At 57.4% G+C, this 22349-nt stretch carries 22 protein-coding genes; 13 read left to right on the top strand and 9 right to left on the bottom strand.

Annotation, left to right across the window (positions count from 1 at the left end; all coding sequences use genetic code 11):
- Positions 1–28 precede the first annotated feature (28 nt).
- Positions 29–481 (top strand): tRNA adenosine(34) deaminase TadA, encoded by a 453-nt coding sequence (gene tadA, locus ACMG4M_RS11955; protein ID WP_414430086.1) that lies wholly within the window; start codon positions 29–31, stop codon positions 479–481.
- Between the two features lie 166 nt (positions 482–647).
- Here tadA and ACMG4M_RS11950 read toward each other — a convergent pair whose 3' ends face one another.
- The 4 genes from ACMG4M_RS11950 to ACMG4M_RS11935 all read right to left on the bottom strand — a co-directional run bounded on the left by ACMG4M_RS11950 (position 648) and on the right by ACMG4M_RS11935 (position 3932).
- Positions 648–1805, bottom strand: a complete 1158-nt coding sequence (locus ACMG4M_RS11950) for an OmpA family protein (RefSeq protein WP_277672760.1) — start codon at positions 1803–1805, stop codon at positions 648–650.
- A 192-nt stretch (positions 1806–1997) separates the two neighbouring features.
- Positions 1998–2555 carry a GGDEF domain-containing protein gene (locus ACMG4M_RS11945; protein WP_414430085.1) on the bottom strand — a complete coding sequence of 186 codons (558 nt, stop codon included), beginning with the start codon at positions 2553–2555 and terminating at the stop codon, positions 1998–2000.
- Between the two features lie 319 nt (positions 2556–2874).
- Entirely contained in the window at positions 2875–3387 is a 513-nt protein-coding gene (locus ACMG4M_RS11940) for a chalcone isomerase family protein (protein ID WP_414430084.1), read from the bottom strand.
- Positions 3369–3932 (bottom strand): nuclear transport factor 2 family protein, encoded by a 564-nt coding sequence (locus ACMG4M_RS11935; protein ID WP_414430083.1) that lies wholly within the window; start codon positions 3930–3932, stop codon positions 3369–3371. Before ACMG4M_RS11935 ends, ACMG4M_RS11940 begins: the two co-directional genes overlap by 19 nt.
- Positions 3933–4015: 83 nt before the next feature.
- On the opposite strand from ACMG4M_RS11935, the gene ACMG4M_RS11930 reads away from it, so the two are divergent.
- Genes ACMG4M_RS11930 through ACMG4M_RS11915 form a run of 4 tightly spaced genes read left to right on the top strand, consistent with a single transcriptional unit; the run spans position 4016 to position 7621 of the window.
- A complete protein-coding gene (locus ACMG4M_RS11930) occupies positions 4016–4555 on the top strand; it encodes a DUF2878 domain-containing protein (RefSeq protein ID WP_414430082.1) in 540 nt (179 codons plus the stop codon).
- Positions 4548–5321: a DUF1295 domain-containing protein gene (locus ACMG4M_RS11925; RefSeq protein ID WP_297766566.1), complete on the top strand. Its 774-nt coding sequence runs from the start codon at positions 4548–4550 to the stop codon at positions 5319–5321. The genes ACMG4M_RS11930 and ACMG4M_RS11925 overlap by 8 nt, the downstream gene beginning before the upstream one ends.
- Positions 5318–6340 carry an SAM-dependent methyltransferase gene (locus ACMG4M_RS11920; protein WP_272974456.1) on the top strand — a complete coding sequence of 341 codons (1023 nt, stop codon included), beginning with the start codon at positions 5318–5320 and terminating at the stop codon, positions 6338–6340. Before ACMG4M_RS11925 ends, ACMG4M_RS11920 begins: the two co-directional genes overlap by 4 nt.
- An 18-nt stretch (positions 6341–6358) precedes the next feature.
- Positions 6359–7621: a sensor histidine kinase gene (locus ACMG4M_RS11915; RefSeq protein WP_272974455.1), complete on the top strand. Its 1263-nt coding sequence runs from the start codon at positions 6359–6361 to the stop codon at positions 7619–7621.
- Positions 7622–7624: 3 nt separating this feature from the next.
- Here ACMG4M_RS11915 and ACMG4M_RS11910 read toward each other — a convergent pair whose 3' ends face one another.
- The 3 genes from ACMG4M_RS11910 to ACMG4M_RS11900 all read right to left on the bottom strand — a co-directional run bounded on the left by ACMG4M_RS11910 (position 7625) and on the right by ACMG4M_RS11900 (position 10361).
- Entirely contained in the window at positions 7625–8464 is an 840-nt protein-coding gene (locus ACMG4M_RS11910) for a GAF domain-containing protein (RefSeq protein WP_414430081.1), read from the bottom strand.
- A gap of 94 nt (positions 8465–8558) precedes the next feature.
- A complete protein-coding gene (locus ACMG4M_RS11905) occupies positions 8559–9257 on the bottom strand; it encodes a response regulator transcription factor (RefSeq protein WP_414430080.1) in 699 nt (232 codons plus the stop codon).
- Between the two features lie 93 nt (positions 9258–9350).
- Positions 9351–10361 carry a GlxA family transcriptional regulator gene (locus ACMG4M_RS11900; protein WP_414430079.1) on the bottom strand — a complete coding sequence of 337 codons (1011 nt, stop codon included), beginning with the start codon at positions 10359–10361 and terminating at the stop codon, positions 9351–9353.
- Positions 10362–10469: 108 nt separating this feature from the next.
- Between ACMG4M_RS11900 and ACMG4M_RS11895 the strand changes: the two genes are divergently transcribed.
- The gene (locus ACMG4M_RS11895; protein ID WP_414430078.1) at positions 10470–12257 is read left to right on the top strand and encodes an acyl-CoA dehydrogenase; all 1788 of its coding nucleotides are present in this window, start codon (positions 10470–10472) and stop codon (positions 12255–12257) included.
- Positions 12258–12557: 300 nt separating this feature from the next.
- Here ACMG4M_RS11895 and fabB read toward each other — a convergent pair whose 3' ends face one another.
- Both fabB and fabA read right to left on the bottom strand, forming a co-directional pair.
- Positions 12558–13772, bottom strand: coding sequence for a beta-ketoacyl-ACP synthase I (gene fabB / locus ACMG4M_RS11890; RefSeq protein WP_272961457.1), 1215 nt, complete (start codon positions 13770–13772; stop codon positions 12558–12560).
- Positions 13773–13781: 9 nt separating this feature from the next.
- Positions 13782–14309 carry a 3-hydroxyacyl-[acyl-carrier-protein] dehydratase FabA gene (gene fabA / locus ACMG4M_RS11885; RefSeq protein ID WP_035246707.1) on the bottom strand — a complete coding sequence of 176 codons (528 nt, stop codon included), beginning with the start codon at positions 14307–14309 and terminating at the stop codon, positions 13782–13784.
- A gap of 389 nt (positions 14310–14698) precedes the next feature.
- Between fabA and ACMG4M_RS11880 the strand changes: the two genes are divergently transcribed.
- From ACMG4M_RS11880 to ACMG4M_RS11850, 7 genes are all read left to right on the top strand, one after another.
- The gene (locus ACMG4M_RS11880) at positions 14699–16669 is read left to right on the top strand and encodes a heme lyase CcmF/NrfE family subunit (protein ID WP_035246709.1); all 1971 of its coding nucleotides are present in this window, start codon (positions 14699–14701) and stop codon (positions 16667–16669) included.
- On the top strand, positions 16659–17201 hold the full coding sequence (locus ACMG4M_RS11875; RefSeq protein WP_035246712.1) for a DsbE family thiol:disulfide interchange protein: 543 nt from the start codon (positions 16659–16661) through the stop codon (positions 17199–17201). The genes ACMG4M_RS11880 and ACMG4M_RS11875 overlap by 11 nt, the downstream gene beginning before the upstream one ends.
- Positions 17198–17644 carry a cytochrome c-type biogenesis protein gene (locus tag ACMG4M_RS11870; RefSeq protein WP_414430077.1) on the top strand — a complete coding sequence of 149 codons (447 nt, stop codon included), beginning with the start codon at positions 17198–17200 and terminating at the stop codon, positions 17642–17644. The genes ACMG4M_RS11875 and ACMG4M_RS11870 overlap by 4 nt, the downstream gene beginning before the upstream one ends.
- Positions 17644–18669, top strand: a complete 1026-nt coding sequence (locus ACMG4M_RS11865; protein ID WP_414430076.1) for a tetratricopeptide repeat protein — start codon at positions 17644–17646, stop codon at positions 18667–18669. Before ACMG4M_RS11870 ends, ACMG4M_RS11865 begins: the two co-directional genes overlap by 1 nt.
- Before the next feature lie 293 nt (positions 18670–18962).
- On the top strand, positions 18963–19619 hold the full coding sequence (adk, locus tag ACMG4M_RS11860; protein WP_035246717.1) for an adenylate kinase: 657 nt from the start codon (positions 18963–18965) through the stop codon (positions 19617–19619).
- 1156 nt (positions 19620–20775) lie between these two features.
- A complete protein-coding gene (locus ACMG4M_RS11855) occupies positions 20776–21540 on the top strand; it encodes a hypothetical protein (protein WP_035246720.1) in 765 nt (254 codons plus the stop codon).
- A 450-nt stretch (positions 21541–21990) separates the two neighbouring features.
- Entirely contained in the window at positions 21991–22224 is a 234-nt protein-coding gene (locus ACMG4M_RS11850) for a bacterioferritin-associated ferredoxin (protein ID WP_297766609.1), read from the top strand.
- The last annotated feature ends 125 nt before the right edge of the window (positions 22225–22349 follow it).

Here is a 22349-nt window from a genome sequence, read left to right as displayed (position 1 = left end):
ATTGCCGCGCAACCATCAGGATAGAGCCATGAACGACGAAATTTGGATGCAGAGGGCACTGGAGCTGGCCCGGCAGGGTGCCGAGGTGGGTGAAGTGCCAGTGGGCGCGGTGCTGGTTCGTGATGATCAGGTGCTGGGTGAAGGCTTCAATCAACCCATCATCGCCCATGATCCGACAGCTCACGCCGAAGTGGTGGCCCTACGTGCGGCGGCGGAGACCGAGCAGAATTACCGGTTACCGGGAAGCACGCTGTACGTGACCCTGGAGCCCTGCACCATGTGTTTCGGTGCCCTGGTTCATGCCCGTGTGGCTCGGCTGGTTTATGCGGCCAGTGAGCCCCGTGCTGGCGTTTGCGTTAGTCAGCTGCAGTTACCGCAGGTGGATTTCTACAACCACAAATTGCTGGTAGAAGGGGGTCTGATGGAGGCGGAGAGTGCGGCCATGCTGAAGGCGTTTTTCGCGGCTCGCCGAAAGGGGTGAGGTGTGGGTAGGGTGCACTGAGCCTAAGGCGAACTGCACCATTCAAACGCCGGGGTGGTGCAGTTCGCTTAGGCTCAGTGCACCCTACGGTTTCGAACATGCTTGAGACTTTGTGACCATAAAAAAAGGCCGGCAATGCCGGCCCTTTTTCGTTCAGAAAAAGCTCTTATTGGTACTGAGCTTCCTGGGTAGTGGCCTTCATGATGGCTTCTACGCGACGGTTTTCCGCGCGGCCTTCACTGGTGCCGTTGTCGGCGATCGGCTTCTCTTCACCGTAGCCTTCAGTGGTGATGCGGTCAGTGCTGATGTTGAACTCTTCCACCAGAACTTTCTTCACTGCATCAGCACGCTTCTTGGAGAGCGACTTGTTGTAGCTCGCTGCGCCAGTGCTGTCGGTGTGACCTTCCAGTACCAGGTCGGCAGAGGGATACTTGCGCATCTCTTCAGCCAGACGCTCCAGCTCAGGGTAGGAAGTCTGACGGACCTCAGCCTTGTCCAGGCCGAACTCAACGTACAGGGTTTCCTTCACGTCTTTTTCCAGGTACTGCTGACAGCCCTTGTCGTCTACCAGTGCGCCAGCCGGGGTATCCGGGCATTCGTCGGCACTGTTGACTACGCCATCACCGTCGTCGTCCAGTTCACAACCGGTGGCATCGACCTGGGCACCTGCAGGGGTGTTGGCACACTGATCACGGTCATCAGGTACGCCATCGCCGTCACTGTCGGTTACCACGTTCTCAACCACTGGTGCGGGCTCTTCTTCTTTCTCGGACGCACCGATAATGAAGTTCAGGCCAGCATAGACTTCTGCGTCCCAACGTTCGGTACGGAAGCTGTAGTAGGGGCGAGCACCCACGTCCAGCATGAAGTGCGGGTGCAGCATGGTCTGGAAACCGGTTTCCAGGGTACCGATGGTTTCCTTGAAATCGTTGGAACTGTCGCTGGTCGGCTCGGTACGGAACTCACCGGCGCCGATACCCACATAGGGTTCGAACGCGGAACTGCCGGCAAAGTGCTTACGCAGCGTGCCGTGAGCAATGTTGATGTCTGCATCGCCGAGCAGTGCAGTGTTGGAGTTGTTACGCTCCCACCAACCCTGAACAGACCAGTCACGGTTGAAGCGGTAACCCATCTGGGCACCCGGCAAAGTGACAGAGTTGTCACTGGTGTCACCGTTAATGTGATCACCCAGATCTAAAAAGTTTTCACTGATGTGGCCACCGAAGTAGAAATAACGCTCGGGGATGTCGTCAGCATTGACCGCAGTGGTCGCAGTGACAGATGCGCAAGCAATACTCGCCGCCAAAAAATGTTTAGCGTTCATAAGCTCCTTCCTTGTTTTGTCCAATAGGCAGTACAAACACGAGATCAGTGTTGTGCAGCCTGTCTCCCATGTAAATCCTCACATGACAGATTAATAAAAAAATTTACAAATATGGAAATTGTTTGGTAGCAGGAGGTCTTTTTTTGTAATTATCTAGTGTAAAAGCATTACTTTTTATTTTTTAGATAAGCTTTAAAGGTTGCTTCTTGGTGGGTCAGAACGGTCGCGTCCTTCGTTTCGATTTTGATAAAGCGCGTAGTCGGCCTCGTTAAGTAGCGGGTTGATACTGCGGCCACTGTTTTCTGTACTGGCAACGCCGATTTTTGCGCTGATTTTGACATTTTCCTGTTGCATGTCCCCGGGTTGCTGACAAGTCAGCCTGATGCCGGCGGTGAGAGCGCGCAGACCTTCGCCCATGCGGGCGGCATCGTCATAGCTGGTGTGAGGGAGTACCAGCAGGAACTGGGCACCGTCGAAGCGCCCGAAAAGATCGCTTTCGCGAATTTTTTCACGAATACAGTCGGCAAACAGGCGTAGAGCCTTTTCGCCAGTGTGACGTCCAAACTCATCCAGCAGCTGGGTGAAGTCGTTGATCTCCAGCAGCAGGATGGACACGGTGTAATTATGACGCTGGCTCAGCGCCAGTTCTCTTTCCAGCATGCTGAGCAGGTGAGGGCGGTTGAACAGGCCGGTGAGGTGATCTTCCCGGGCGAGCTGTTGCAACTGATGGTTCTGTCGGTCCAGAGACATCAGTCGGCTGCCCACCAGATAGAGGGGGGGGCAGCAGTAGCAGCGGGAGCAAGGTGGCCAGCACCAAGGCGGACAGCCAGTCTCTTTCGCCAACGACCAGAATGGCGATGCTGGTGAGCACCAGGGAAAGGAATACGGCACTGATGGTAATCAGCAGAGTGCCTTTCAGCGCAGTGGCACGGTCGTGCGGGCTGATCTGCCGGGCAGAAGAGGCCAACACATGGAACAGCTTGGACATGCTGCTATATCCCCAAAAGATATTGATTTTTATGTAATCAGTATCCCGATTGGCCTGCCCAGGCGCAATAGCGGCGGGGCGTCAGGGGTTACCTAACAGGGCCTCTTTGAGGTTGTTTGAGTAGGGGGTTTCCCCGAACCAGATTCGCAAGTAGGCCTTGGCGAAACGATCTCCCTGTTCATTGGTGAGCGGATCGTTATTGAGCATCAGCAAAAGCTGCTCATCCTGATAGACCATGGCATAGGTGTCGCCATCGCCAATATCCTGATAATGACTGTTAAAACCCTCAAAACGGGGTTTTAGTTGCGCGAAATCCCTGTCGTTGAGGTTTTTTTCCAGAAAGTTCATGGCCGCCTTGGCAAAGGCATCGCCGGGAACTTCACGGTAGTAACTGAATTCCAGCCTCATTGGCGCTGCCAGCAGGTCATCGACATTGCAGTCTTGGCGAAGCAGGCGTGCCTCTCCCACGGTGATAAAGCGCAATGCCTTTACATCACTGCGGTGGCATAGCTGCCAGTCGCTCGCGTGGGCTGTGTTACCCAGCAGGCAGGCCAGTGAAAGCAGAAGAGGGCGTGTCAGTGATCGCGTAGCCATCGTGTCATCGGTCCTAATAGTGGCAGATGTTGGTCCAGGCCCTGGCTGCTGTCCCAGAAATCCTGGTGGAAGAAAACCTGTCCGTTACGGTTGAACCGTAGCTGGCTGATGCCGATGGTCCGCGACAGGCGCTCTCTGCCCAGCAAGGAGAAGCGTGCTTCCATCACCCAGACCAGATAAATCTGGTTATCGTCGCGGATCACATTCACCGGTTGCAGTGACATCTGACTCAACCGGTCGGCGGTAGCCAGCAGATGCTCCTGAAGCGCATTACGCTCGAGGAGAGTGACCAGGGTGTCATTGAAGTACAGGTCCTCGGCGTAGATCTTATCCACGCTGTCGGCAATCTGATCCCGGTCTAGGGGATTGTAGAAACGGATAAAGCGGGACAGGGTCTCGTCATCAGGTAGTACGGCATCCTGGGTAGCATCACTGCTGCGCTCGAGGTAATGGTCTGTGTAGCCATAGGGGCCAAGTGGTGTCGTACTGCAGCCTATTAGCAGCAGCGGCACGAAAAGAATGCATGTCAGTCGTATTTTCTTCATGAGGCAACTTTGAGCGCGGGCAGGTGATTCGCCTGTGAAGGAATTTCACAGGCCATTGACGAGTGGTGGCGCACTGTTCGCAAATGAAACGATTACCCGCCCCTTTGATTATCAATTTTGTCGGCTTCCAGCTGTTGTGGGCGGCGGCTGTGTTTGGCGGTGCCAGAGACATGTCCTGGCCGTCCTGGGCTGTGCTGGGAGTGATGCTGGCAGGGCAGTGGTGGTTTGATCCCCGCTGGATCAAGAATACCTCCATGCTGCTATGGGGCCTTGTGCTGTGTCTTTTGCTTGAGCCGATCTGGCTGAGTAGCGGTTTATTGGCTTATACCAGCTGGGATCATCCCTGGCTGGCACCGGGATGGATCTGGGCATTGTGGTTGGGATTTGCCGTGAGCTTTCACTACAGCCTGCGCTGGTTATGTGGCAGGCCCTGGCTGGGTGCCGCCTTTGGCGCGGTAGGTGGTATCTTTTCCGTCACCATGGGCATCAGACTGGGGGCGGCCAGCGCGCCGCTCGACTGGCTGCCGATCGCAGTGACCTATGGTGTGGTCTGGGCGTTGGCGGTGCCGCTGCTGGCCTACGGAGCACAACTCACCGGTGAAAGGGAACATCATCATGCCTGAGATTCACTATTTGCTACTCATCGCCCTGCTGATTGTGGCCTCGGTGTTGTGGTTGCAGCAGTTGCAGACTCGTAATGCGGGCTGGGTGGATGTGTTCTGGTCCTGGTCAGTGGGTGTGGTCGGGCTGATTTTTCTGGTGATGGGCAGTGGCGACTCCCTGCCGCGCTGGGTGGCCGGTGCATTGCTGTTGCTCTGGTCCGTGCGCCTGGGCAGCCATATTTTTCGGCGGGTGGCCAGTGAGTCCCACGAAGACGGTCGCTACGCGGCCATGCGCGAAGCCCTGCAGGAAAAAACGCAGCCGGTATTTCTGCTCTTCTACTGGGGCCAGGCTCTGCTGGCATGGGGCTTTGCCCTCACATTCTGGGTGATTGGCAGCCAGCAACACAGTTACGGCATTACGGTCGTCTTGGGCGCCTGTCTTGGCGTACTGGCAATTGCCGGCGAGAGCCTGGCCGACAGGCAGTTGTCGCGCTTCAAGCACAAGCCTGACAGTGCCGGGCGCACTTGCCGTGAGGGGTTGTGGCGCTATTCCCGCCATCCCAATTATTTCTTTGAATGGTTGCACTGGTGCAGCTACCCGCTGATTGCCATTGGCGCCAGTCAGGGGGCCTGGCTGTGGTGTCTGCCGCTGGCCATGTTCGTTTTCCTCTGGTTCGTCACCGGCATTCCTTATACGGAAAAGCAGGCACTGAAATCCCGTGGCGACGATTATCGAGACTATCAGCGCACTACCAGTGCGTTCTTTCCCTGGAGACCCAAATCATGATGATTCAAATGGCGGAGTCCGGCCTGCTGCCGGATGCCCTGGTACGTTTCGGTATCCGGCGTTTGCTGGGAAAGCGGCTTGAACAGGAGCGACAGAAGCACAATCGCGATGACCTGGAAAGCGCGCTGAAGCAGGGCCCGGTGGCAGTGGGCCAGAATGAAGCCAACGAGCAGCATTACGAGGTGGATTCGCGTTTTTATGAACAGGTCCTCGGCCCTTATCTGAAGTATTCCAGCGCCTACTGGCCGGACGGGGTTAACGACCTGGCGGAGGCCGAGCGCGCCATGTTGGCGATGACCTGTGAGCGTGCCGAACTGGAAAACGGCCAGGATATCCTGGAAATGGGGTGTGGCTGGGGGTCACTGACCCTGTGGATGGCAGAACACTACCCGGGCAGCCGTATTACCGCCATTTCCAACTCGGCATCCCAGAAAGCCTTCATCATGGGGCGGGCCAAGGAAAAGGGCCTCACCAATGTGCGAGTGATCACTGCAGATGCATCATTGTTTCAGCCGGATCAGCCCTTTGACCGGGTCGTGTCAGTTGAGATGTTCGAGCATATGCGCAACCACAGTGCCCTGATGGCACGGATTCATGATTGGTTGAAACCGGGCGGGAAGCTGTTCATTCATGTGTTTTGCCATCTCAATCTGACCTACCTGTTTGAAGACGAGGGCAGCAGCGACTGGATGGCACGGTATTTCTTTACCGGCGGCATGATGCCCTCCTATGACTGGTTGCCTCACTGTGCGGGCAAACTGGAGGAAGAACAGCGCTGGGCCGTTAATGGAACCCATTACGCGCGGACGCTGGAAGGCTGGCTGGAACTGGCGGACCAGAAGCAATCCCGGCTGATCCCGTTGCTGGATGAAGTCTATGGCAAGGGCAACGGCAAGGTATGGCTGCAACGCTGGCGCATGTTTTTCATGGCCTGCGCGGAGTTGTTTGATTATCGTGACGGGGAAGAATGGTTCGTGGCCCATTATCTGTTTTCCCGTCCGGCGAATACTGCCGGCTGAAACCGTTGAGCATCTTGCATGAAGAAAACCGGCGTCCAGCATCGTATTACCCGCGTCTACCTGCTTCAGTTGTTGCTGATCAGTCTGGCTACGGTGCTGGGCGTGTGGGCCACGGCCAACATTATCGAACAGGTTCTGGTGAAGCAGGCACTGATCAAGGAAGCCGAGCACTACTGGACCCTGCTGGATGACAACCCGACGCAACCTCGCCCCAACACGCGTCACCTGCTGGGATTGTTGACCAGCGAAAAGGTCAACGATGACATCCCGCAGGTGCTGCAGTCCTTACCCGACGGTTACCAGCGGGCGGACCTGGCCGGCGAGCGTCCGATCGTTTATCTGGAGCGCAAAGGAGATGCCCGGCTGTATCTGATTTTCGATGAAAAGCGGGTGTCGGTACTGGCCTTTCTGTTTGGCATTTTGCCGCTCACCGGGGTGTTGCTGGTGATCTATATCACCTCGTTTCTGGGCTGGAAAAAATCCCGCGATCTGTTGTCACCATTAGTGCAGTTGGCTGACCGGCTACGGCACACACCGGTGGAAGACCCCAGTATTGCACGGCCGGATCTCAGTGGTATTGATGCGGATACCGACAGTGAGGTGGCGGTGCTGGTGTCGGCACTGGATGCCTATGCGGACAGGCTGGTGAGCTTTGTGGAGCGCGAACGACAGTTTACCCGTGATGCCAGTCACGAGCTGCGCACGCCACTGGCCGTGTTCCGTGCCAACCTGGAATTGCTGGTCAGCCAGATCGGTGATCGCCCGTTGATCCGCCGCATGGAAGATACCGTGGAGGACATGGAAGCGACGCTGGAAACGTTGCTGATGCTGGCGCGTACGGAGCAGCGTCAGCCCGATAGCGAGGACGTGATCGTCAACGACCTGGCGGTCAACCTGATGGAGCGTCTCAGCCCGCTGGCAGACCGCAAGCAGATTCGCCTGCAAGTACGGCAGACGGCCCTGTTGACGGTCCATAGCCCGGAAGTGGCGCTGACCATTGTGCTAACCAATCTGGTGCGCAATGCCATCAACTACAGCGGCTCTGGCGACGTCACCATCCTGGTGGCGGAAAAGATGGTGCACGTGGTGGATTACGGGGCCGGTATGGATGCGGATGAGTTGGCGCGCATTCTGAAACCCTTCGAACGTGGGCAAAGCCAGGAAGCGGGCCATGGCCTGGGGCTGGCCATCGTGCAACGGCTGTGTGAGCGCTATCACTGGCACCTGATGGTAACCAGTGCCCCTGGTCGCGGTACCGAAGTGGCGATCCGTTTTTCCTAAGGATCAGCCGCTAACCAGCATTTCCTGATCGATACGCACCAACAATTGCTTGGCATTCAGCGCATCACGGATCCGATCTGCCACGCGGCGGGATTTTTCCTCGTCGGTGTCGGCAAGAAGAATACCGAAACGGTTATTTCCCAGGTGGGCTATGCTGTCCTGTTCGCGAAGCAGTGCGGCCAGGGAGTCGGCAATGGTCAGGCTGTTGCCGTCTTCCGGTGCCTGTAGATAAAGAAGCGATGCCTGCAGACCAAAATCCCGGCAATTGCTGGCCTCCTGTCGACAAATATCCTCCCAGCCCTTACGGCCCGGCAGCCCGGTATCGTCACAGCGGTCCGGGTGTTCCACAAAGGTAGTCAGCCGTTTTTCCCTGGCTTCGCGCACCGCATTGTTGAGCAGGAAACTGATCAGGGCGGCTTCGTGGGTCAGAGAGGGAAGGGCGTTGGCAAGATCGGCCGGCTGGGCCTGCGGGTCCATGGCGCACAGTGTGCCAAACAGGCGGTTGTCACTGTCTACCAGCGGCAAACCGATGTAGGCACCGATATCCAGAGAGTGGTTCAGTGAGGCGAACTGGTCGTCCGGGTCCGTGCTCACATCCGTGGTGATACGGGGTTCACCCACTTCCACCATACGAACACAGTAGCTGTTCTGCCATTGCAGTCGTTCGCCTCGCTGCAGACCGTAATGGCCATCGCGCACTCGTAACAGGATCAAATCTTCACCGCTCAGGCGGGTAATCATCCAGGTGGCCATGCCGAAGCGGTTTTGCAGCTCCGCCAGATGTGCATCAAGCAGGGATTGGCAGGTGGTATAGGTCGGTAGAGGAATCACGTCGGCTGGCATAAAGGCTAGGCATATTGTTATTTTTGCACATTGTCAGGCCCTTGAGGCACACAGTGCAAGCCCTGCGGGACACAGGGCTTTTTCCAGAAGCCAACTATACAGCAGTAGGGCGGTCCGCTTGAATGCTGAAGCCGACACCGGGCAGGGTATTGAGCAACGCATTTTCGAAGGGCTTGTCCACCGCCTTGCGCAGATTGTACAGGTGACTGCGCAGGGCATCGGAGTCCGGTACCAGATCACCCCACAACTCATGCTCAAGCTGTTCGCGGCTGACAACCCGGGGAGATTCGCGCATCAGGATGCGCAGAATACGGAAGGCGGTGGGAGAAAGCTTCAGTAGCTGGCCGTCGCGGCGCACTTCCTGACGGGCCGGGTCCAGTTCGAGATCTGCCACCTGCAAGGTGTTGGCGGTGACTTCCTTGCGCTGGCGGCGAATCAGGGCGGAGACACGGGCTGCCAGTTCCGGCAGGGCAAAGGGTTTGACGATGTAATCGTCACCACCGCGGTCGAAACCTTCCAGCTTGTCTTCCAACTGGTCACGGGCAGTCATGAAGATTACCGGCAGGTCCAGGGCCAGATCCTTGCGCAGGTACTGGCAGAAGCTGTAGCCGTCTTCGCCGGGCAGCATCACATCCAGCAGCATCAGGTCGTAATGATGCTCCTGAACCAGTTCCCGAGCCAGGCTGGTGTTGCCGGCATAGTCCACCGTGGCACCTTCCTGTTCCAGAAATTCCACCACGGTCTGGGCCAGTTGGCGATGGTCTTCCACGAGTATGATGGACAGGTTTTCCACGGGCGCTCTCCTTTTTTTGATTATGGCTATCATCAGGCCCGAGTCGTCAATAACCCGTCAAGGTTCTTCACGTTCGTCGCCGCAGTGGTTTTGTCAGTCAGTGAGCGTTCCGGTGCGGGCAAAGCGCTGCCGGTAGTGGCTTGGCGACAGCCCGGTATGGCGTTTGAACAGGCGCGAAAAACTGCTCACGTCCTGGTAGCCCACCTGTTCTGAGAGCCGTGCCAGGTTGTTGGTGCCTCGCTCCAGCATCTTGCGCGCTGCTTCAATGCGTACCCGCTGCAGGTATTGCAACGGTGGTTCGCCCAGGGTGGTGGTAAAGCGTCGCTGCAGTTGGCGTGGGCTCAGGTGAACCATTTCCGCCAGTTGGCCAAGGCTGGTGCTTTCCTTGTAGTGCTCATGAATCCACGCCTGGATGGTCTGTACCTGGTCGTCCTGGTGATAGCTGTGGGCGGGCAGGCCGGCATAAATACTTTGCAGGTCGTTGCGCACATCAATGACAAAGGCCCTGGCCAGTTCCCGGGCCAGGTCGGCGCCGCAGTAACGCTCTACCAGCAGGATGGTCAGGTCCCGCCAGGCGGTGCCGCCGCCGGCGCAGAAGATATTGCCATCGCGGGTAATCAGTTCGCGTTCGTTGAGTTTTACCTGCGGATAGTGATGACGAAACTGCTGGCTGAAGCCCCAGTGGGTGGTGGCGGTCTTGCCGTCCAGCAGACCGGCTTCGGCCAGCAGGAAGGCGCCGGTGCAGTTGCTGGCCAGGTCCGCTCCCCCTTGATGCAGAAAGCGCAGCCAGGGCAGAACGTCCTGTTCCTCGGCCAGTACGGTTTCCAGCTTGCCGCCGATGGTTGGCACGATCACCAGGTCTGCCTGATCCAGTTGTTCCAGGGAGCAGTCCACGGCCATGCGAATGCCGTTGGTACAGCGCACCGGGTTGCCGCCCCGGGAGACAACGCGCACTTCGAACTGCCGGTCCAGCGGCTGGTCGTGGATGCGGTTCCAGGTCACACCGGTCAGGTTGAACAAATCCACCACCCCGGTAAGGGCAGAAGCAAAAACGCCATCGAAGGCTAATACGGCTACTCGGTACATCGTGTCGTATTCCACCATGAATAAGTCATAGGCGACAATGCCAGACCGGAAGGGGGGATGGCAAGCTGTTCAACCTGAATCCATGGGCAGCCAGGAATTCAGGTTCAAACCAACCGGAGCCAAACCGTGAGTGATGTGATTCTCGATCGTCGTGATCTCAGTTTTCAGCTGTTCGAAGTACTGGACACCGACGCCCTGTTCCAGCGCCCCCGTTTTGCGGAGCACAGCCGGGAGACCATCGAGGCAGCACTGGATACGGCAGAGAAACTGGCCCGGGAAAAGTTCGCCAATCACAACAGCCTGGCGGACAAGGACGAGCCGACCTTTGTGGACGGCAAAGTGGCCATGCTCGGGGAAGTGAAAACCGCCTTCGATGCCTATATCAATGCCGGTTTTCTCTCGTCACGTGCCAGTTTTGAAGAGGGCGGTATGCAGTTGCCGGAAATCGCGGCGGCTGCCTGCAAGGGCATGTTCACCTGCGTGAATCCCAGCTCTACCGCGTATGCCTTTTTGACCGCAGCGGCGGCCAATGTGATCCGCAATTTCGCCAGTGACACGCTGAAATCACAATTTCTCGAACCGATGATGGCAGGGCGTTTTACCGGCACCATGGCGCTGACCGAGCCCCACGCCGGTTCCTCCCTGGCCGACATTCGCACCCGCGCGGTGCCTCAGGAAGACGGTAGCTATCGCCTCAAGGGCAACAAGATCTACATTTCCGGCGGCGATAATGAGCTGGCGGATAATATTGTTCACCTGGTGCTGGCCAAGATTCCCGGTGGCCCGGAAGGGGTGAAGGGGATCTCCCTGTTTGTGGTACCCAAATATCGTTTGGATGCCCAGGGAAACCCGGGGGAGCGCAACGATGTGGTACTTGCCGGCCTGATCCACAAGCTTGGTTACCGGGGCACCACCAGTACTGCGCTGACCTTTGGCGATAATGATGATTGCCATGGCTACCTGGTGGGCGAAGCTCATCAGGGCCTGCGCTATATGTTCCAGATGATGAATGAAGCGCGGGTGGGCGTGGGCTTTGGTGCGGCGGTGCTGGGTTACCGGGGGTATCGCTATGCACTGGATTACGCCCGCGATCGCCTGCAGGGCCGGCATCCGGATGATGCGGATTTCAGCAAACCGCAGGTTCCCATCATTGAACACGCGGATGTAAAACGTCTGTTGCTGACCCAGAAGGCCTACGCGGAAGCGGCCATCGCCATGAGCCTGTATGGCTATCGTCTGGTGGATGACATCGAGACCGGTGATGAGGCGGCAGCGAAGGATGCCCACCTGCTGCTGGATCTGCTCACGCCTGTACTGAAAAGCTGGCCTTCAGAATTTGGTGTCAAAGCCAACGACATGGCCATTCAGGTGTTTGGTGGCGCCGGTTACACCCGCGAATATCCGGTGGAACAGGTATGGCGTGACAACCGCCTTAATCCCATTCACGAAGGCACCACCGGTGTGCAGGGCATGGACCTGCTGGGCCGCAAGGTGTGGATGGCCAACGGCAAGGGGCTGCAACTGCTGGCCCAGCGTATCCTCGCCGATGTCGATAACACCTCGGATGACCGATGCCAGCCTTTTGCCCAGGCGCTGAAAGCCATGTTGCCAAGCGTTGAAGCGGCCACAGCAGCCGCAGGCAAGTTGATGGCAGAGCAGGGGCCGCGCATTGCGCTGTCCAACGCCAATGCCTACCTGCAACTGATGGGGCATACCGTGGCAGCCTGGATGTGGTTGCGGCAGGCCAATGCGGCAGCGGCACTGGATGCCCCCGAAGACAAGGATTTTGCTCAGGGTAAATTGCAGGCGGCGCAGTATTTTTTCCACTGGGAATTGCCCCGGGTGGAACTGGACGCGCAACGATTGATCGATGCCGACGACACCTTTATCACCATGGACAACTGCTGGTTCTGATTGCAGAACATTGTGTGCCTATCGTCATCAGGCTCGGGACCTGCCAAGGCAGGAATAGCTATGACGGTATTTTTAAGCCTCCTCTCCGGAGGCTTTTTTTTGGGTTGCAAACACCGGCCGATTTCCAAAATGTAGGGTGCAGTTCGCTTAGGCTCAGTGCACCCTACAAATAAAGGAAGGTTTTCGTGGACTCGAAGCGATGCAGGGCGGCCTTGCAAAAACAAATACCCCAAACAAAAAAAGCCCGGCAATGCCGAGCTCTTTTTCGCTGTTAACTATTCACTGTTAACTGCTTTTTCCTCACCCTTCCCACTTGCGCAGTACCAGGCTGGCATTGGTGCCACCAAAGCCAAAGCTGTTGCTCAGCACGGTGGCCGGGCCGCTATCCTTCCCCTGCACCAGAATCGGCAGTCCTTCCGCCTTTTCATCCAGGGTTTCGATATTGGCGCTCAGGGCGGTGAAGTCATGCTGCATCATCAGCAGGCTGTAGATGGCTTCGTGAACCCCGGCGGCGCCCAGGCTGTGACCGGAAAGGCTCTTGGTGGAGCCGATGTCCGGGCAATTGTCGCCAAACACTTCTCGAATGGCTTTCAGCTCAGCCACATCCCCCACCGGGGTGCTGGTGCCGTGGGCATTAATGTAATCGACCTTGCCGTCCATGGTGGCCAGTGCCTGGCGCATGCAGCGCGCAGCGCCCTCGCCGTTGGGCGCGACCATGTCATGGCCGTCACTGGTGGCGCCATAGCCGATCACTTCTGCGTAGATTTTTGCGCCACGCGCTTTGGCATGTTCCAGCTCTTCGACAACGACCATGCCGCCACCGCCCGCGATCACAAAGCCATCGCGGTTGGCATCGTAAGCCCGGGAGGCCGTTTGCGGCGTGTCGTTGTACTTGCTGGACAGGGCGCCCATGCCGTCGAACAGACAGCTCAGGGTCCAGTGTTCTTCTTCACCACCGCCGGCAAACACCACGTCCTGTTTGCCCAGTTGAATCTGTTCCACCGCGTTACCAATACAGTGGGCGCTGGTGGCGCAGGCGGAAGCAATGGAGTAGTTGATACCCTTGATCTTGAAAGGCGTGGCCAGGCAAGCGGAGACGGTGGAGGCCATTACCCGGGGCACCATGTAGGGGCCAACGCGTTTAACGCCACGGTTGCGGGCGATATCTGCGGCTTCCACCTGATTAAAGGAGGAGTGGCCACCGGAGCCGGCGACCAGACCGGTTCGCTCGTTACTGACTTGGTCTTCTTCCAGGCCCGCATCGGTGATCGCCTGTTGCATGGCGATGTAGGCATAGGCGGCCGCATCACCCATGAAACGACGGGGCTTGCGGTCGATGAAGTCTTCCAGTGCGATTTCCGGGGTGCCGGCAACGTGGCTGCGCATGCCCAGCTCTTTGTAGTCTTCCTTGAAGCGAATGCCGGAACGGCCCTCGCGCAAGGACCGGGTGACGCTATCGGTATCGTTGCCCAGGCAGGAGACAATGCCCATTCCTGTGATGACTACGCGGCGCATGTTTGGCTCCTAAAATCCGTCGGTGGAAGTGAACAGGCCTACGCGCAGGTCTTCGGCAAGGTAGATCTCCTTGCCGTCAACGCTGACGGTGGCATCGGCGATGCCCAGAATCAGCTTGCGGGAAATCACCCGTTTCACGTCCAGTTTGTAGGTTACCTTCTTGGCCGTTGGCAGAATCTGCCCGGAGAATTTCACACTCCCCACGCCCAGAGCGCGGCCGCGGCCCGGGTGACCCAACCAACCCAGCAAAAAGCCCAGCAGCTGCCAGGTGGCATCCAGGCCAAGGCAGCCGGGCATCACCGGATCACTTTCGAAGTGGCATTCGAAAAACCACAGGTCCGGGCGAATATCCAGCTCGGCGATAATTTCGCCTTTACCGTACTTGCCACCCTGATCGCTGATATGGGCAATACGGTCCATCATCAGCATGTTGGGTAGTGGCAGGCGCGCGTTGCCGGGCCCGAAAAGCTCGCCGTGGGCGCAGGCAAGCAAGTCCTCGCGATCGTAGGAGGATTTCTGTTCTGTTGTAGTGCTCAAAGTCTTACTCCGTGAAGGCCTGATGGCACATTCCGAGTATATGGATGATTTATGACGTTTTATCGGCACCGCTATGACACGGTGTCATGATCGAACGCATACTAGCAAAGCCAAGTGAAAGCATACGAATAGCAAGCGTCTCAAAATATGTCGAAAGGATGGCTTTACCGAAAATGACCGATGAACGGACAATAAAGACGCTGGTCTATGCTTCCTGAGGATCAATTGCGGCTCGGGAACGGCTGAAATTCATTATAGGTTATTCAGCGACTCCCTCCACGCCACGGACTTGCAATTGCCGGACCATGTACCGATGCTATGCGCGCCGGACCGCGCGTAACGGCGGTTTGACAGGCATCGGACAGTAAAAAGCGGATTGAGGAGCTCTCGTGGCGGCAGAAATCGGGCATCTATCCCTGTGGTTGGCACTGGCTGCAGCCCTGTGTTTATCAGTATTCCCGTTGATCGGGGTGCATCGTAACATTCTTGCCCTGCAATGGTATGCCCGCCCGCTGGCCTGGGTTCAGTGGCTGGCACTGACCCTTTCCATGGTCTGCCTGGGCTATAGCTTCTACATTAACGACTTCTCCGTGGCCTATGTGGCCAACCACAGCAATTCCGCGTTGCCGCTGGCCTATCGGCTATCCGCCATATGGGGTGGTCATGAAGGCTCGCTGCTGCTGTGGGGCTGGATGCTGGGCGGCTGGGCGGCCATGGTCGGGGTGCTGAGTCGCAGCGTTCCCCTGCACATGGTCGCCCGGGTGTTGTCCGTGATGGGCATGATCTCGGTGGGCTTCCTGCTGTTCATGCTGCTGACATCCAATCCCTTTGATCGGGTCTTGCCCTGGTTCCCGCTGGACGGGGCGGATCTGAATCCGCTGCTGCAGGACCCGGGCCTGATTATTCACCCGCCCATGCTGTATATGGGCTATGTGGGCTTTTCCGTGGCCTTTGCCTTTGCCGTGGCCGGGCTGCTGGCAGGCAATATGGATCCGGCCTGGGCGCGTTGGGCCCGGCCCTGGACCACCGTGGCCTGGAGTTTTCTCACCGTGGGCATCGCTCTGGGCTCCTGGTGGGCCTACTACGAGCTGGGCTGGGGCGGCTGGTGGTTCTGGGATCCGGTGGAAAATGCCTCGTTGTTGCCCTGGCTGGCGGGCACTGCCCTGATCCATTCCCTGGCGGTAACGGAAAAACGCAACATGTTCCGGGCCTGGACCGTGTTGCTGGCCATCATCGCTTTCTCACTGAGCCTGCTGGGTACCTTCCTGGTGCGTTCCGGAGTGCTGACCTCGGTCCATGCCTTCGCCAATGATCCGGAGCGGGGCACCTTTATTCTGGCGTTCCTGAGTGTGGTTGCTGGCGGCGCACTGACCCTGTTTGCGTTTCGTTCTTCCGCCCTGACCAACAACAAGGGCTTCAAGCCGGTGTCCCGGGAAGCCTTCTTGCTGGGCAACAATCTGATTCTTCTCACCGCCACCTTTGTGGTGCTGGTGGGCACCGTGGCCCCGCTGTTCTTCGAGGCCATGGATCTGAAAATTTCCATCCGCAGCCCGTACTTCAACGGGTTCTTTGTGCCACTGACGCTGGTACTGATCCTGTTGATGGTGCCGGGCGTTTTCAGTAACTGGAAACGTCAGGATGGCAACGGCCTGCTCAAGCGCATGGCACTGCTGGCACCGGCGGCGATCATTGCCGGCTGGTTTGCTGCGCGGCTCCCCGAGCCATCCCCCTGGCAGGGCGTGCTGGCGATCATGCTGGCTCTGTTCCTGGTGTTTGCCCATGTGGATGACGTGGTGCGCCGGGCCAGAGCTTATGGCCAGGGATTCTTTACCGGCTTGGGGAAACTGGGGCGCGGTTACTGGGGCATGGTCATGGCCCACTGTGGCCTGGCGGTGATGGTGGCAGGCATTACCCTGGTGAGCTTCCACGAAGTGGAAAGGGATATTCGTATGGCGCCCGGGGATCAGGCATCCATCGGTGAATATGCGTTTGTGTTTGACAGCCTGGACAGTTATGTCGGTCCCAACTTCGACTCTACCCGTGGCCACTTCCATGTGACCTATCAGGGCGAGCCGGAAGCCATCATGCATCCGGAAAAACGTACCTATCACGCCAGTGGTCAGATCATGACGGAAGCCGCCATCGATGCCGGGTTCTGGCGCGACCTTTATGTGGCCATGGGCGAGCCGCTGGAAGACGGCAATGCCTGGGCCGTGCGTATCTATTTCAAACCGGGTATCCGCTGGATCTGGCTGGGCGCCCTGATGATGGCGTTGGGTGGAGCGCTAGCGCTGTCTGACAAGCGTTACCGTCGTCAGCGATTTGCGACCAGCGAAGAAGGAGTTTCCCATGAAAGCTAATTCTCCCTGGGTATTCCTGCCGCTGGTCGGCTTCGTGTTGCTGGCGGTGCTGTTGGGCAGCGGTCTGGGGCGCGATCCCCAGGAATTGCCATCGGCACTGGTGGGCAAACCGGTGCCGACCTTCAGCCTGCCATCGCTGATGACCGACGAAACCCTTACCCAGGATTCTTTGAAAGGCCGCTGGCAGTTACTTAACGTCTGGGCCACCTGGTGCCCCACCTGTTATGTGGAGCATCCCTTTCTGCTGGAACTGGCCGCCCGCGGCGTTGCCATTGCCGGCCTCAACTACAAGGATGACAGTGCACCAGCTCGCCAGTATCTGGCCGAACAGGGCAACCCCTTTACCCATGTGATTGTGGATGCCGATGGTCAACTGGGTCTGGACCTTGGCGTCTACGGCGCCCCGGAAACCTTCCTGATCAACCCGGACGGCGAGATCGTGCTGCGCCATGCCGGCGACCTGAATGCGCGCGTCTGGCAGGAAAAGTTTGCTCCCTTGCTTGAGCAGGGCTCACAGGAGGGCGGAGCATGACCATGATTCTGCGTACTGTCTTTCTGCTTTGCCTCTCTCTGTCGGCGATGGCCGCTACCGACCTCTATCAGTTTGAGACTCCGGTACAGGAACAGCGCTTTCGGGTATTGCTGGATGAGCTGCGTTGCCCCAAATGCCAGAACCAGAGCCTGGCCGATTCCGATGCCGGTATTGCCCAGGATATGCGCGTTCGGGTAGAGAGCATGATCAAGGAAGGCAAAAGCGATGAAGAAATTGTCGATTATTTTGTCTCCCGCTATGGCGACTTTGTCAGTTACCGTCCGCCAGTAACGCCCACCACTTCCATTCTCTGGCTGGCGCCATTGTTATTGCTGGGCAGTGGTGCTGTGGTCATCGTGCTTCTGCTGCGCCGTGCCAGTGCCAGAGTGGATGACAATGATGCCGCTGATGAGAGCGACGTTAACCAGGGGGGAGACCGGTAATGATGTGGATTGTGATTGCGCTGGTTCTGCTACTGGCCCTGGGTGTCTTGTTATGGCTGTTGTGGCAGCGCGAAGCCCGCAAGGCGGGCAAGGTGATGCGGGGTGCCATTGGCATTCCCCTGATCATGCTGGTGCTAGCCGCCGCCGGGTATGGTCTGGTTGGCTACAATGAACATACCAGTGACTGGCTCAACGACCAGCAGGAATATCGGTCGGTAGCCCGAGCCATTATCGCTGGCGAGTCGCCGGAGCGGGCGGCGTCAGAGGTTCCTGTCGGCGCCCTGGTGCGTGTATTGCAGGCGGAGCTGGTGAAGAACCCGTCAGCCATGGGTTGGTATGCACTGGGTTCGCTGTACGATCAGCTCGGCGCGCCTGAGCAGAGCGAAGAGGCGGCCCGCAAGGCGGTGGCGAAGAGCCCGCAGGAACCGGCCATGCATCTGTTGCTGGCCCGGGCGCTGATCCAGAAAGCCGGTGGCAAATTAACCGACCCGGCCCTGGCCGAACTGCGCTGGGTACTGGATAGGGAGCCGACACACGATGGCGCCTGGATGATGCTGGCCATGTCTGCGGACCGGGCCGGGCGCTATGACCTGGCCGAGCAGGGCTGGCAAGCGCTGTTATCCCGGCACAGTCAGGGTGAAACCGGCGACCTGCTGCGTCGTGGCCTGGAAAATGCCCGTGAACAAAAGGCCCGCCAGGAAAAATTTGCCGGTATCCAGGCCGTCGTCACGGCGGAGGAGCTGCCCGCGGGAGGCACTGTCTTTGTCTATCTCCGCGAGGCCGGCAGTAGCGGCCAGCCTCTCGCTGCCCGTCGCCAGGTGGTGCCCCATTTTCCCGCCACCGTGTCGTTGTCCGCCCAGGACTGGCTGCAACGCTACCCGGATGACAGTGCGGCGCTTGTCATTGGTGCCCGCTACACCCCGGCGCCCGGCGGCGCAGTGGACCAGGCTGCCATCATGGCCCCGGTCAAACCCCTGGAACTGCCGCAGGGCGACCCCGCCATGCTGGTTCTCGAACGCCCCTGATCCCGCCAACTCCCCAGGGTGCTACCAAGGTAGCACCCTCCTATTACTTGTGAAGAACCGGGCCTCAGGGTAAAGTTGCACCCCTTCGGAGGCCCCTGAGTGGCCCAAACGGAAGGTTCTGCAACAATATTCGCGTCGTCAAAGTGCCCAGCTCTGCATGGAAACGCCTGAATCAGGTCTCTGATTCAGCGCTTTATTGCCTTGATGTGAGCGCTCTGGCCGGCTCCCTTTGTGGCAGAGCATTTCACTTGGCCTTCTGATGCCTTTTCGACCACAGAAAGATGGAGAATCCTATGCGTGTCATCCTGCTTGGTGCCCCCGGTGCGGGCAAGGGCACCCAGGCGCAGTTCATCAAGGAACAGTTCAATATTCCTCAGATTTCCACCGGTGACATGCTGCGCGCTGCTGTTAAAGCAGGCACTCCCCTGGGTTTGGAAGCCAAGAAAGTGATGGATGCTGGCGGTCTGGTATCCGATGACATCATTCTGGGCCTGGTCAAAGAGCGTATCAGCGAAGACGACTGCGCCAACGGTTTTCTGTTCGACGGCTTCCCCCGCACCATTCCCCAGGCGCAAGCGCTGGTGGAGCAGGGTGTGGATATCGACTTCGTGGTCGAAATCGATGTGGACGATGAAGAGATTATCGAGCGCCTGAGCGGTCGTCGTGTGCATCCGTCTTCCGGCCGGGTTTACCACGTGAAATACAATCCGCCGAAAGAAGCCGACAAGGACGATGAAACTGGTGAAGAGCTGGTTCAGCGTGATGACGACAAGGAAGAGACCGTTCGCAAACGTCTCGAGGTATATCAGTCCCAGACCCGCCCGCTGGTAGATTTCTATCAGGACCTGGCGAAAAAGGACGATGCCAAGGCGCCCCGCTATGTACGTGTGGCCGGTGTTGGTTCGGTGGATGATATCCGCAGTCGCGTGCTGGATGCTTTGCAAGGCTGAGAAGCAGCACAGCAGAGATAGATTGAAAAAGGGAAGCCCGGCGGCTTCCCTTTTTTGTGCGTACCTTTCTTGCTGGCGGGGGCGCCAATGCGCGTCTCCACACGTCAGGGCCTCTGGCAGCACCGTCAGTGAGCGTCTGAAAAGACACTGAACACTTCCGGGTTCGATGTTGGTATCGCCAACAGGGCTGCTTTACCGCGCCTTCGCAATACCCACAGCGCTTTTCACGGTATAAGGGAAGTAAGACGACGTTTCCCTTTTCCTGGGAGAATGCGCCGGCTCTGTGTACTCAGGTATCGCCTGTGTCTATAAATTGCATAGGTCCGACGCTTTGCCAATAGAATAGCAGCCACCCGGTGACCCAGGGCTTCCCTGCAAACCATGAAGCTGACTTCCTTGTTGGGTTTCTCTCTGCGGCCTCGCGTTGCCTCTTTTCGTATCCTGTTAAATGACTGTCATGCGCAAGACCTTGCCACCACTGGTTGATTGGCTAAAGGGCAAAGCAGGGCGCCAAAAATTTAACGGGTTCCTCTCAATGATCGCGACACGCACGATCCTGTATCTCCGCTGGACCCTGCTTGCCGATTTCCCGGCATGTGTGCGCCAGTCTGTTATCGGTGTGTATGGTAAGTGCTCATGCCGAGTTTTCCATTGTAGTGCAGCGTTTCTCCAGAGCGGTTTTTCTTGAAAAAGGCCCGAAGATGTCACTTTTCTACTCAGGAAAGCAGGGCATGTGGTGGTAGTAGCGGCTTGTGGCGACGTTGCTGCTGCGCTGGTACGAGCTAATATCCTTTCTATTCCGGGGCGCATTCCAATGCAATTGCTGCAGGGTTTTCTATGACAGGCCAATGCACCACTTCCGGTTTTTCTATGCCATGGCCGGCTGGGATTTATTTAACAAAAGTGCGTAAATCAGCAGGAAAAATATTCCTTTGCGGTTTTTAAGCAGGCACATCCGGCCTGTCAGAAGGCCTGCAGAAAATGTTTTTTCAGAAACAGAAAAGGAATCAGAAAAGGGGCACAGATAAAACTGGACGACGATAAATGAAAAAAACAAAAACGAATTGGTCAAATAATGTACCAACTGATTTTTTTTTATGCTATTTTTCGAATTGTCGCAGTACTGATGACAACGCCATAGCTTAGGAGATCAATCATGGCTCGAGCAAAAAAAGCCGCCGCAAAAAAAACGGCAGCGCGTAAGCCCGCAGCAAAGAAAGCTACCGCTGCAAAAGCACCGGCTCTGCCAAAGTCCGTTACTAACGCTGAATCCAAGGTGAAACTGCAGCAGAAAGCCGTGGAGCAGGCGCAGAAAAAAGCCGAACAGACTCAGGCGAAACTGGACAAGCACCGCGCCAAGATCGATACCGAGAATGGCAAGCTGTCCAAAATGCGTGCTGATGTTGCCGCCAAACGTGACAAAGCCAAGGCCTCTTCCACCGCCGCCGCCAAGCGCGCAGTGGATACGGCACGCGGTCGCATGAATACCGTTCGTTTGAAACTGCAGGATCTGCGTGGTGAAGCCAAGCTGATTCGTGCGGAAATCCAGGCGGCCAAGAAAGTCGCCACTCGCGAGGTGAAAAAATTCCGCACCGCCGAGCGTAACCTGAAGACCAAGCTGCGTGAACACGAGCGCAAGCTGGCGAAAAAAGCCAAGGCCGAGCAGAAAAAAGCGGAGCAGAAAGCCAAAGCCGCTGCCAAGAAGGCCGCAGCGAAAGCCAAACGCGCCGTAAAGAAAAAAACGACCCGTAAAAAAGCGGCCACTCGCAAAGCGCCAGCCAAAAAAGCGGCAACCCGCAAGGCTCCTGCCAAGAAAACCGCAGCCAAGCGCAAGCCAGCCGCCAAAAAAGCTGCCGCTCGCAAGACGCCAGCCAAGAAAAAAGCGGCTACCAAGCGTCCAGCCGCCAAGAAGTCGTCCTGATCCCACGATCCGGACTGATTTAAAAAAGCCCCGCAATCGCGGGGCTTTTTTTATGATGGCAAACGCAAAACCCCGCGTCTTTCCAAAATGTAGGGTGCACTGAGCCTAAGGCGAACTGCACCGATCGGGCGGTTGATGGTGCAGTTCGCCTTAGGCTCAGTGCACCCTACGCAACCGGCGGCGGTCAGGAGCCTTGCCCTGAATCACCGCAAAACTCCCTGATTCCTGTCCCAGGCAAAGCAACGCTCACTGACTAGTTGCTCCCTCTGCGCTATATCTGTGTGCGCGTTGGTGGGGCAGGGCAGGAGAGGGTGTAAGCAACAATGTGACTAGTGACTGGCTTGACCATGACGCAATGCCGCCAGGCCAATGCTTTCTTTCTTGAAAGCAGTTGATAATGATTCGCGTTAGGGTTAGCATGCCCACTAGAGATTGAGGGATGGCATTCTTATGTATGTATGCATTTGTAAGGGCATTACTGACAACCATATACGGGAAGCGGTCGGCAACGGCTGCGACAGCCTGCGTGATCTTCGTCGGGAACTTGGGGTTGGAAGTCAGTGTGGTAAATGTGCCCGTCATGCCCGCCAAGTGATGCGTGAAGCCCGTAGCGCCAACGAGGCCCCCTCATTCTCGCACCCTTCCCCTGACGGTGTGGTGGTCTACTGGCCGCAAACCGCATAACTAATCGTTCTCATTTGCATAAGCGCTTGTATTGCAAGCGCTTTTTTGCATTCCTGCCTTGTCTCTGTCATCCGCTTGCTGAACAATGGGGATTAACCCAAGTTTAGACCCAAGTTCATCGGACG

This window comes from Alcanivorax sp. IL3 (genome assembly GCF_047495465.1).
Taxonomy (GTDB): Bacteria; Pseudomonadota; Gammaproteobacteria; order Pseudomonadales; family Alcanivoracaceae; genus Alcanivorax; species Alcanivorax jadensis.
This window is presented reverse-complemented; position numbering and strand designations above follow the sequence as displayed.